The following is an 11,882-nucleotide window of genomic DNA, read 5'->3' as shown; positions in this document are numbered from 1 at the left end:
CCTTCACGGATTAATCAATTTTCGCGCATAGGATGCCAGATCGCTGGCCAGCAGGCCACGTTCGCCTTCCTGCTGGGCTGCGCAATCTGCCGCTAGCGCATGCACCATGGCCCCCAGCCAGGCGCTAAACTCTACGTCGCCAAGCTGCGCAATCAGCGCACCCAACATGCCGCTGAGCACATCGCCCATACCGCCGCTAGCCATGCCCGGATTACCGTAAGGGCATACCACCAAGCCTGTGGGGCCTGCGATTAAGCTGCCCGCGCCCTTTAGAATGACCACGCCACCCCGGGCGCGTTGCAGCGCCTGGGCCGCAGCGGGTCGATCGGACTGGATATCGGCAACGGAACAGTTTAATAGCCTCGCGGCTTCACCCGGGTGCGGTGTCAATATCCAGTTATCGCGACGCACATCCGGCCACTGGCGCGCCAGCAGGTTCAACCCATCGGCATCCACCACCAGCGGCCTGTCTGCCTGCAGCGCGCTCTGCAACACTGCCTGCCCCCAGGCCGCCTGACCAAGCCCTGGGCCGATCACTATGACATCAGCGTTATTGGGCAACTCTGCAGCCTCAGCGCCACCGCGTATGCCATGCGCCATCACTTCCGGGCAGCGTACCAAGCTGGCGACAATATGCTCAGGCGCCGTTGCCAAACTCACTTTACCTGCTCCCAAACGTGCTGCGGCCTGACAGGCCAGCAGCGCGGCACCGCCAAAACCGGGGGCTCCGCCCATCACCAGCACGTGGCCCATGTCGCCTTTATGACTGGTACGCAAACGTGGAGCAAATACCGCTGCCAACAGCGAATCATCAAGCCGCCAAGCCGTAGGGGGGATGTCGAAATAGGCCTGAGCTTTGACACCCAAGGGGCGAAAATCAATCTCGCCGGTATAAGCCGGCGCATCCCCCGTATGCAACCCCACCTTATCGCCGATAAAAGTCACCGTGCAGGCGGCCTTTACGGCAATCCCTGGCACATCGCCAGTATCGGCGACCAGGCCTGAAGGAATATCAATCGCCAGCACTGGCTGATCTGAGGCGTTGATCATTTCAATAGCGCGCTTGAAACGCCCTTCTACCGCTCCGGTCAACCCGGTACCTAACAGCGCATCGACGATCACTTCACCAGTGAGTTCGATACCGGCGTGCCACTCCTCGCAGCCCACCCCCGCAGATGTGGCCAACTCAGCGGCACGCGCCGCGTCTCCGCTTAGCTCTTCAACGCTCTTGAGCGTTATCCGCTGCACTTTCAGGCCAGACTGCATGGCCAGCGCGGCCAGCACGTGCCCATCGCCACCATTATTCCCGCCCCCACATAACACAGTGATGCTACGCGCCTGGGGCCAGCGGGATCGAAAGCTATGCCAGGCACTTGAGGCGGCACGCTGCATCAACGCAAACCCCTCGATACCACCGGCAATGGTGCGACGATCAAGCTCCCGCACCTGGGCAGCTTTATAGAGGGGGCGTAGCATGGAAGTGTTCGGGACTGTCACGATCGCTCCTTTCGCATGTTGTGATGGCTGACGATGCGTTAGCATAGCGCGCCTACGTCTAGCTATTGATTGACTACCTATTTGACTGACTTGTTTGAATAACCATGCCGAATTCCACTGCCTTTGCACATTCTAGCCAAGCATTGTCCAATGCAACGCTTACTCGCCTGGCCGACCTGATTAAAACCTGGGGGCAAGAGCTGGGCTTTCAGCAGGTGGGTATCACCGATCCCGAGCTGTCGGCCCATGAAGCTCACCTGGACGCGTGGCTGGAAGAGGGCTACCACGGTGAAATGGGCTTTATGTCCAAACATGGCACCAAGCGCACCCGCCCCGCAGAGCTGGAACCCGGCACTCAGCGCATTATCAGCGTGCGCATGGATTACCTGCCCGCCGAAGTGGAGAGCACAAAAGTACTCGGCCAGCCCAACCGCGCCTATGTTTCCCGCTACGCTTTAGGGCGTGATTATCACAAGCTTATTCGCAAACGGTTAGCCCTATTAGCAAAAAAAATTGAGCAGGAAGTCGGTGAGTTCGGCTATCGCGCCTTTGTCGACTCAGCGCCAGTGATGGAGCGCGCCCTGGCGCAAAAAGCGGGACTGGGCTGGTTCGGCAAAAACGCCATGCTGCTCAACCCTAAAGCGGGCTCGCTGTTTTTCCTGGGTGAGCTCTATACCGACCTGCCGCTGCCCGTAGATGCGCCTTTTGAACATGAACACTGTGGCAATTGCAGCGCTTGCCGCACAGCCTGCCCCACCGGCGCCATCGTTGATGACAAAGTAGTCGACTCACGCAAGTGCATTTCCTATCTCACCATTGAGCTGCACGGGTCGATTCCGGTCGAGTATCGCCGCGCCATGGGTAACCGTATTTACGGCTGCGATGACTGCCAACTGGTATGCCCGTTCACCCGTTTTACCCGTATTACCCAGGAAAATGACTTTGCCCCGCGCCATGACTTAGACCGGGCATCGCTTATCAGCCTGTTTGCCTGGGGCGAGGCGGAATTTCTGGATAAAACCGCCGGCAGCCCCATCCGACGCATTGGCTACGAGCGCTGGCTGCGCAATATCGCCATTGGCCTGGGCAATGCGCCCTGGAGTGAGGCCGTGGAAGCCGCACTAGTTGCACGCAGAGCCTACCCCAGCGATCTTGTGCGTGAACATGTTGCCTGGGCACTTGAGGAGCAGCGTCTCAAGCGCGGTCAACGCATTGCCACTGACGCGCCTTAAACAGTTACTCCTCTTCGTCGCTGCTTTGATCAACACGTAAAAACGTGCTGCGGTAGTGGGCAAGTTCAGCAATCGACTCTTTAATATCGTCCATGGCCAGGTGCACATTCCGCTTACTAAAGCCCGCCAGCGCTCCAGGATTCCAGCGTTTGGCCACCTCTTTTATGCTCGACACATCAAGATTGCGGTAGTGGAAAAAATTGAGCAGTGCAGGCATCTCACGCTCCAGAAAGCGCCGATCCTGGTGGATACTGTTGCCGCACATGGGCGACGAGCCCGCCACCGCGTACTGCAGCAGAAACGCCAGGGTTTGCTGTTCGGCTTCAGCAGTTTCCACCTTGCTGGCTTTTACCCGTGCAACCAAACCTGATTCGCCGTGGGTTTTCTGATTCCAGTCATCCATCTGCGTCAGCAGGCTATCGGGCTGCTTCACTGCAATGACTGGCCCCTCAGCCACGACGTTCAAGTCCGCATCGGTAATCAGTGTGGCCACTTCAATGATGCGCTCTTTATTGGGATCTAAACCGGTCATCTCTAGATCGATCCACACCAGCAGATCATCACGGGGCGCTGTTTTAGCGCTCATTGCATCCGTTGTTTCGTTGCTCATTACCGTTACCCTTCTGCCTAAATGGCTCGTCAAATCCTGCCATTGTGCCTTAATTTTACGCTGACAGTTAAATAAGGGCCTGTGGTCGTTTCAGCGTGAGTCACGACGAAACGTCCACAGGCCCTCTAAATTCTCGCACTTTGGCACAAGGGGGAACAGCCCCACATCGGCCGCTGAGACTATATTATCATCAGTAAACCATATCACTTTAATTATGGGTAAAGGTTCAAAACCGGATTTCTGATTTAATTTTCATTCAGGTAGAAACAGTGTTTTCAAGATCGCCTTCACCCTTGGATAATTTATTAATATTACGTGCCATCGTTAATTGGCGGCGCTTTACCGTACCGTACGTCCACCCTGACATGTGCGGGGTCATCATCACATTGTTTAATTCATGGAAAGGTAAAGAAGCGGGTAGAGGATTAGCCTCTGAGGCTGTAGGGTAGACATACCAAGTATCTATGATTGCGCTAGCAATCCGCGACTCCTTGAGGGCGTCAAATAGTGCTTCTTCATCAACCACGCGGCCACGACCAACATTGATAAAAACAGCACTACTTCTCATATCCTCAAATGCTTTATGGCCAATAAGACCTTCGGTATCTTTAGACAGAGGGAGCGTATTAACAACAATATCGACATCCTTCAACATAGAGGAGAGGTCATCAAGGGCATAAGATTTTTTTATATGGCTAGACGCTTCAATCCTGCTTCTATTTGCAATAGATACCTCCATTCCAAAAGCATGGGCCCTTTTTGCCAATTCCTTTCCAATATGCCCATAACCGATGATACCTATAGACTCAGAAGATAGCTCAGTGCGTAGGCCTGATGCACCACCGGCCCAATACTTCCAGTCACCCTTTCTTAACCTTTCATCGGCATCGGTTATTGGAACATGCCTAAGCAGAAGGGCCGACATGACATACTCAATGATCGCTTGCTCATGCCCAAAACAATTACAAACCACTGTTTTGCTTGGGAGCAGGGAGAAATCTAAACCGTCATAGCCCGCGCCCGGGACATGAAACAACCTTATTGTTTTTAAGCTAGGTAGCGATAAATCATGCTTTACGCCAACAATGACATCGGCGCTGGTATAGCAAGCAATATCTTCATCAGATTCGAGCGTATCTGGTAACAGCTTTATGGAGTGATTTTCCTCAAGAAGGTTCTCAAAACCATCGAAAAACGTTTGGGCATTCTTTCCATGAAAAACTATGTTCATAAAGGCTCCAGCATTATTATTAAACTAAGATTGATTAAACTAAGGTTGATTAAACTCCATTCTCACATCAAAGACACTAGGAGGTAATTCATTATCTAGTATAGGCAACATATCTTCGACAAAGTCGATCAACTTGTCAGAAGCAAGTGCGGCTTTTTCTGGCTTCCCTGAAAGTATGGCATCCAGAACGGCTATATGGCCTTCCACAGTACTATCAAGACATTTCCCACCGGCGGTATAGGAATGATAAATCCAGCCAATTCTTCGAAAAATAGTATGCAAAGGTCTAAGCGTATACTGCAAAAAGGGTTCACCGCACGCAGAAAGCACCATTTGATCTATTTTGCTATCATACGCATTGAACTCAGAGATAGTTAAGGACTCGCTTGTTTTTAACAAGTTAGCTATGTGGCGAAACTGACTTCTTTGCGCGTCGCTTGCTCTTTGGCTAGCTAGTGATATGACGAACCTTTCGAGATCTCGACGTAAGTTAAGCAGCAATGAAGCACGAGATAAGTCTATTGGCGAAATCTGGATACCTTGTCGTGGATGAATAATCATTAGCGTATCAGCAGACAACCGCGTTGTTGCTTGATAGACCGGCATTCGATTAAAGCCTGTCATCGTTTGTAAGTCTTGAATCCTAAGATGGCTGCCTGGCTTTAGCTCACAGGTGACAATTAATTCTTCAAGCTTATCATAGGCAAGATCAAGCAGATTCTGACCCGTATTACTAGGTTTGCTACTCATATATACTTAGCCATTGTTATCGGACAAAACTCACTTATCAATCATACACTAACTTATCAAATAAAATATTAGGCCTGGTGAAAAACATGAGTACTCAGCGCTCATCAAAATCAAGCTGAACTTTCATCGATTTCTCACGCAGAGACGCTAGCTCAAAAGCAGACCTTGCCTCTCTAAAAGGTATAACTGAAGATACGAAAGGTTTTAAATCAACCACCCTTCTATCAATTAGGTCAGCAGCCTGGGAAAACTCCTCGTCAAAACGGAAGCTCCCCATCATCTTCACCTCCTTAGCAACCGCTAAATTTAAGGGAAATGGGATCTCACCACCTAAACCAACCAAAATTATAGTGCCGCCAGGCTTAATAATCTCTAATGCCGACGCAAGTGCTTTGGGGCTACCCGAGCATTCAAAGATAACATCTTGGCTACCCTTCCCTTGAGCAAGGGAAGCCAACGCATCTGGTTGGCTATTGAGATTGACACTGCGATGCGCGCCTAATTGAGTCGCAATCGCTAAAGGAGCATCAGAAAGATCTGTCGCGGTAATATAGTGAGCCCCAGCGCGAGCAGCAGATAGCACCGTTAAGCAGCCAATTGGCCCGCACCCCGAAACTAATACGTTCCCCCCGACCAGAGAGCCAGCTTGACGTACTGCATGGAGACAGACGGCTAAAGGCTCTGCACAGGCAGCATACGTCAGGTCAGTCTCGGGTTGTAGCGGGTAGAGTTGTTGTGCAGGAATGGTGACATTTTGGCGAAACAGTCCCTGTTGATGAGGAAACCGCATGGCACTTCCAAAAAACCGCATATCCTCGCACTGATTCCGCTGACCACGCAGACAATAGTGACATGCGCCACAAGGCATCGAAGGATTCACAGCCACCTTATCGCCCAGTTTTAAATGGGCAACACCCATGCCTAGTTCGGTGATAACACCGGCTACTTCATGCCCCAGAACCATAGGCTCTTGCAGCTTAACCTTACCAAAACCACCGTTATGGAAGTAATGTAGATCAGAACCGCAAATACCACCCTTACTAATGGCGACCTTTACTTCACCTGGGCCGGGCGGATGCGCTTCTGGATGCGCTTCGACGCGTAAGTCGCCGGGGGCGTGTATGACAATCGTTTGCATAAATCCCCCTATAGCACTGATATCATGCCACCGTCAGCATAAATTATTTGCCCATTAACATAGTCTGAAGCAGCAGAACTAAGGTAAATGGCTGTACCTGCAAGTTCTTCAGGCTTTCCCCAGCGACGGGCAGGTGTTCGGCTTTTTACCCATGCATCAAAATCTGGGTTTGAGGTTAAGGCTTCGTTCATATCAGTCAACATATAACCAGGCCCAATGGCGTTAGCCTGGATGCCATGCTCTCCCCACTCAGCAGCCATCGCCTTAGTCAGCATTTTTACCCCGCCCTTGGCTACCGTGTAGGGAGCAACCGTTGCGCGGGCTAGTTCACTGGTTAGGGATCCAATATTAATGATCTTTCCGTAACCACGCTCAATCATTCTCTTTGCCGCTTCTCTGCCAACAACAAAAGCTGAGGTTAAATTAGTATCAATGACACGATGCCAATCGGATGTTTCAAGCTCAACCATCGGTTTTCTAAACTGTACTCCGGCATTATTAATCAAAATGTCAATATTGATACCCGCTTTATCGAATTTAGCGAAGGCTGATTTAACCTCGCTTTCATCGGTGACATCAAAAGCAGCGACTTCGACATGATAGCCACTCTGAGTCATCTCTCTTTCAGCAGCTTCTAGCCGCTCTTGGTTCATCCCGTTAAGAATGACGGAAGCTCCAGCGCTAGCAAGCCCCTCGGCAAAGGCGCGGCCTAAACCCCGTGAAGAACCTGTAATGAGAGCGGTTTTACCTGTTAAGTCAAAAAGATTCGTTGCCATGGGTGTCTCCTTTAAAGTGACGTTTTTCTCACGCTCAGATCGGAGCGTTTAAAGAAAGTGGGCAGAAGCTCAACGCCAAGCCCTGGCCCCTCCATAGGGTATACAAAGCCATTTTCGATTTTGGGTACCGCCGTTACCAGTTCGGTATACCAGCCTCGATAAAAAGCTCTTACACTCTCCTGAATGAGCGTGTTTGGCTGACTAAACGACATATGAATGGCGGCCACAAATCCCACCGGGCCAATACAGTCATGAGGAGCAAAAGGGCGATGCCAAGTTTCGGCAAGGGAGGCTATTTTGCGCCCTTCTGTTAACCCCCCGGTCCAACAGAGATCGACCATAACCACATGGGTTGCGTCACGATCCAGCATGTCTTTATAGGGCCAACGAGAGCCAAGCGTTTCACTGGCACACGTCCAAACAGAGGTAGAAGCGGCAAACTCAGCCAGTGCTTGCGGTGAGTTCATTCGAATGGGGTCTTCATACCAAGTGGGATTAAATTGTTCCAATTCCTTAGCTATATTTTTTGCAGTCGGCAAATTCCACTGAGAATGAAACTCAACCATGATGTCCATTTCATCGCCAACAGCCTTACGTATTTCTTCGAAAGGTTTTATCGCTTTTTTCATTTGCGATGAGGTGATGTACTGGCCACGCGTCTCAGCAGCAGCGGGGTCAAATGGCCAGATTTTCATTGCCGTAATACCCGACTCCAGGAGATTTTCAGCTAACTGCGCAGGGCGGTTCATAAAGCCATCCAGATCCTCATAAGGCCCCTCCGCAGCACCTAAATTCCAATTTGAAACTGGCTTAATATTGTTAGTTCGAACGTAACGGTAACCAGCACATGTGTTATATATGCGAATCTTCTCCCAACACAGCCCTCCTAACATTTGGTGGACTGGCTGGTTACATACTTTACCAAAGATATCCCAGAGAGCTATGTCAATAGCAGAGGCTGCACGGTATTCAGCGCCTGTTGAAGACTGCGCCATGGGTAGTGATACCATCTCTTTGTGCAAAGCCTCAATATGAAGAGGGTCTTTGCCCAACAACCGCTCGGAGAGTGTTTCGTGTATATGGGCTTCTACAGCACCAGCACCATAAAATGTTTCACCTAAGCCGACGATACCCGCATCCGTCTCAACGTGTACCCAAAGCACATTGGAAAACTCTTTTAATCGATATGTTTTTATCGCTGTAATTTTCATTTTCAATCCTTTTTAGCTAAGTAAGGCCGGTAACCAAAGTGCCACATCAGGGAATGCCAATATAAATATCAATATTGCTATTTGTATAAGCATAAATGGCCAAAGCGAAGCGTATATTGTCTGAAGGCTAATCTCAGGCGGGGCAACACTTTTCAAATAAAATGCAGCTGGACCAAATGGAGGTGACAAAAATGCAACTTGCATCGTTAATGAAAACAGTACTCCAAACCATACTGGGTCATAACCTAGATGGGTTACAATGGGTACAAAAATAGGAATTGTAAGAAGCAGTATCCCAATCCAATCCATGAAAAGACCCAGCACAAAAAACACCAGCATCATAACCAGGATAGTTGCAAAAGGAGAAATACCTAGCCCTGCAATAAAGCTAGTAACATACTGCTGCCCTCCTGAGAGATTGTATATTCCAATCAAGACTGCTGCGCCAAAAGTTACCCATAAAATAATACCGCATGACAGAAGCGTTCTTTTAAGCGCCTGCCACACTAGCTCTTTGCAAAGCTCTTTACGTGCATATATCACCATAAGGGTGGCGCCCACAGCTATACCAGCTGCTTCTGTAATCGATGTTACGCCTCCATAGATACATCCAAACACTATAAAAATTAGCAACAGAAACGGAAGGAAGCCATGAATGACATCCTTCCAACCAATTGCTTCGACTTCTGCTTTTTCGGGCATTGGGGCTAGGTTTGGATTTAACGTACAGCGAATATAGATATAAGCATAATAGGCAAGCGCTAGCACAAAGCCTGGGACAAATGAAGCGAGAAACAGTTTATGTACTGAGACTTCGGCAGTAAGCCCATAAACAATGAGTACAATTGACGGGGGTATCATTGTCCCCAAGGATCCGCCAGCACAGATGACGCCAATTGCTAACTTCTTATCGTAGTTCAGTCTCAACATTTGAGGTAGCGCCACTAGACCTAGCAACACTATTTCACCACCAATGATCCCACTTATAGCCGCCATAAATATGGATATCACCAGCGTAACGGTCATTACGCCACCTTTTCTATGCCCAAATAACTTATTGAGGCTATTGTAAAGGTCGTGGGCTATTCTCGATCTCTCTAAAAGCGTCGCCATAAATATAAACAGCGGAATTGAGAGCAAAGCATACTCCGTAGCCAACCCATATATTGTTTTGTGGGCAATGGCGATAACAGGAGTACCATAATTAAAGTAAGCGATTGTGATCGCAAGAGAACCCGCAGCAAAGGCTAGCGGCACACCTATCGCCATCAGGAATAGAACGCCAAGAACAAGTACTAGGGTAATTAATTCAATCGACACGTCCCTTCTCCTCAGCCAGTGAGCGAGTGTCGATCCCCCGCATATTTTTAATAAAATTGATAATCGCGTAGATCGCTATTATCAGTGCTGCACACACTATGGCAGGCTTGACTGTCGCAGGAATGGGAGGATTCCAAGCGGTTCCAAAGCGCTCCCACGTCGCCAATGCTTTCCAAGAGCTGGGCCAGCCGAACCAGGATACCGCCAAGCAGTAGGTCAGCACGCAAATAAGCTGAATACAGTCGAATACTCGCTTTAGCCAAGATGGCGAAGCATCGTATAGGACGGTAATGCGAAGGTGCTGATCGAGCTGCATCGCATAGACACCTGCCGCCGCATAAAGAATCGCAGATAACCATAGCGCCAACTCATTGGCCCACAGTGTGGGGGATTTAAATATATACCTGGCCAACACCTCGTAAAAAGTAACGGCTACAATAACGAGTAGTAATAAAGAAAAAAGGGCAGTTACTGTTTTGGCAATTGATGACTTATGCATGAGGGGCGACATAGAGGTTTCTCCTTGAGTAAGCCGAGGCCAAGCGACCTCGGATTATTGATATTTTTATCTATTCAAGGATGCCTAATTTGTTCATATAGGCAATGTGAGAGTCATATGCAGCCTTGGCTTCAGGACTACGTGTCGACCAATCTTCCCACACTTGTTGAGCTGCTTCCCTAAAGGCCTGGCGGTCTTCCTCGCTCCAGTCGTGTAGGGTCACGCCTTCTTGCCTAAGCTCTGCTGCTGCTTGCCGATCAAGCATCGTAGAGTCTTGAACTATCTCCAAAGCAATAGTATCAACAGCAGAACGGAGTATTTGTTGTTCAGCTCCACTAAGGTTATTCCACTTATCAAGATTTATCGCCACATGCTCAATCGGCATTGAATGAAATCCCGGATAAGTTGCATGCTCTGCGATGTCGTAGAGACCTAACCCTTTATTCACAGCGAGAGTGGAGGCATCCGCTCCAGAAACGGTTCCGGTAGACATGGCAGTAAAAACTTCACCAAAGGGCATAACAACCGGCCCAGCGCCTAAACTGGCAAAAATTTCCGATTCCATACCAGGAGGGGATCGAAACTTCCACCCATCGAGATCCTCTATGCCAGCTAACTCTGAAGTTGAGCTGAGCGATTCAGGTGTAGCAATAAACACCCCTATCAAGTGCATATCAAATTGGTGGTAAAGTTCGTTAGCTAGCTCTAAACCGCCACCATCTTTGTACCAACCAATTAACTCGTAAGGCGTGTTGTATCCTCCCATGATATCGCCATAAAATTGAAAGGCTGGGTTTTTACCGGTTATATATCCCGCCCCTGTTGCATCACCATCAATAATCCCCATGCTCGCCGACTCAAATGCCTCCGATGCTTTCACCACTGCTGAGTCTGTATGCATTTTTATATCCAAACTCCCGCCCGACATCTCGTTAGCTAAATCAGCAAATCGGTTAAGAGCCGTCCCTTGTAATGATGAGGAGCTGTGATGTGTTTGGAAGTTTAGAACTGTCACATCCTGCCCATAACTGTTTGTTAAAGGCGTAAGAAAAGCGATGCCAAGCGCTACAACGATAGATCTTTTTATAATTTTCATAAGCTGCTCCATATTTTCAATTCATACTGTGATATATCACAAAATATTAATAGCAGCATGAAGATCGGGATGTCAAATAGCCATTGGCAAGGATTTTTTGAGTACTAATAAGAAGCTGGTGTCGGCTATCTTCTACAAACCTATACTCCCCGGCCGGAAACCAAAAACACCGTCCAACAATTAATTTCATTTCATATATAAAACATATTGTTACGGAAACATCAGAAATTGCTTACATTCGAAGTAGAGGGGTAATTTAATTTGGCTTTTACAAGGAAGGCGGAGCGTGTCACTACGTGGAATTATACTAATTGATGAGCTCACGAGGCAGTTCATGCAGGCAAAACAAACGCCCTACCCTGCCCATCATTCTGTTGGATTTAGCGTTGTTAATGGGCTGCTATGGCGCTGAACGTGGTAATCGAATGGGAGGCAACCTGATGAGTGACACAACAGAAAAGTAATCAAATAGCGACTTTAATTAGCTCCTCAAGCAGCTATACAGGACAGTTTGGCTAGTTG

General features: G+C 49.0%; 11 protein-coding genes. 1 reads left to right on the top strand and 10 read right to left on the bottom strand.

Features of this window, described 5'->3' with window-relative positions; translation table 11 throughout:
- Nucleotides 1–3: 3 nt before the first annotated feature.
- On the bottom strand, nucleotides 4–1,476 hold the full coding sequence (locus ACFIOZ_RS08135) for an NAD(P)H-hydrate dehydratase (RefSeq protein ID WP_386084023.1): 1,473 nt from the start codon (nucleotides 1,474–1,476) through the stop codon (nucleotides 4–6).
- Between the two features lie 125 nt (nucleotides 1,477–1,601).
- On the opposite strand from ACFIOZ_RS08135, the gene queG reads away from it, so the two are divergent.
- Nucleotides 1,602–2,729 (top strand): tRNA epoxyqueuosine(34) reductase QueG, encoded by a 1,128-nt coding sequence (gene queG, locus ACFIOZ_RS08130; RefSeq protein WP_386083182.1) that lies wholly within the window; start codon nucleotides 1,602–1,604, stop codon nucleotides 2,727–2,729.
- Nucleotides 2,730–2,733: 4 nt separating this feature from the next.
- Here queG and orn read toward each other — a convergent pair whose 3' ends face one another.
- The 9 genes from orn to ACFIOZ_RS08085 form a co-directional block, all read right to left on the bottom strand.
- Entirely contained in the window at nucleotides 2,734–3,339 is a 606-nt protein-coding gene (gene orn, locus ACFIOZ_RS08125; protein ID WP_386083181.1) for an oligoribonuclease, read from the bottom strand.
- Between the two features lie 256 nt (nucleotides 3,340–3,595).
- Nucleotides 3,596–4,570: a 2-hydroxyacid dehydrogenase gene (locus ACFIOZ_RS08120; protein WP_386083180.1), complete on the bottom strand. Its 975-nt coding sequence runs from the start codon at nucleotides 4,568–4,570 to the stop codon at nucleotides 3,596–3,598.
- Nucleotides 4,571–4,609: 39 nt separating this feature from the next.
- Nucleotides 4,610–5,320, bottom strand: a complete 711-nt coding sequence (locus ACFIOZ_RS08115; protein WP_386083179.1) for a GntR family transcriptional regulator — start codon at nucleotides 5,318–5,320, stop codon at nucleotides 4,610–4,612.
- Between the two features lie 94 nt (nucleotides 5,321–5,414).
- Nucleotides 5,415–6,458, bottom strand: a complete 1,044-nt coding sequence (locus ACFIOZ_RS08110; protein ID WP_386083178.1) for an L-idonate 5-dehydrogenase — start codon at nucleotides 6,456–6,458, stop codon at nucleotides 5,415–5,417.
- Nucleotides 6,459–6,466: 8 nt separating this feature from the next.
- Nucleotides 6,467–7,234: an SDR family oxidoreductase gene (locus ACFIOZ_RS08105; protein WP_386083177.1), complete on the bottom strand. Its 768-nt coding sequence runs from the start codon at nucleotides 7,232–7,234 to the stop codon at nucleotides 6,467–6,469.
- Between the two features lie 11 nt (nucleotides 7,235–7,245).
- Nucleotides 7,246–8,445: a mandelate racemase/muconate lactonizing enzyme family protein gene (locus ACFIOZ_RS08100; protein ID WP_386083176.1), complete on the bottom strand. Its 1,200-nt coding sequence runs from the start codon at nucleotides 8,443–8,445 to the stop codon at nucleotides 7,246–7,248.
- 12 nt (nucleotides 8,446–8,457) lie between these two features.
- Nucleotides 8,458–9,765 carry a TRAP transporter large permease gene (locus tag ACFIOZ_RS08095; protein ID WP_386083174.1) on the bottom strand — a complete coding sequence of 436 codons (1,308 nt, stop codon included), beginning with the start codon at nucleotides 9,763–9,765 and terminating at the stop codon, nucleotides 8,458–8,460.
- Entirely contained in the window at nucleotides 9,755–10,276 is a 522-nt protein-coding gene (locus ACFIOZ_RS08090; RefSeq protein ID WP_386083173.1) for a TRAP transporter small permease subunit, read from the bottom strand. The genes ACFIOZ_RS08095 and ACFIOZ_RS08090 overlap by 11 nt, the downstream gene beginning before the upstream one ends.
- Nucleotides 10,277–10,334: 58 nt before the next feature.
- Nucleotides 10,335–11,360, bottom strand: a complete 1,026-nt coding sequence (locus ACFIOZ_RS08085) for a TRAP transporter substrate-binding protein (RefSeq protein ID WP_386083172.1) — start codon at nucleotides 11,358–11,360, stop codon at nucleotides 10,335–10,337.
- Nucleotides 11,361–11,882 lie beyond the last annotated feature (522 nt).

It is taken from the genome of Vreelandella sp. F11 (genome assembly GCF_042466685.1).
Classification (GTDB): Bacteria; Pseudomonadota; Gammaproteobacteria; order Pseudomonadales; family Halomonadaceae; genus Vreelandella.
The sequence above is the reverse complement of the archived record's forward strand: the minus strand, read 5'-3'. Positions and strand labels throughout refer to the sequence as shown.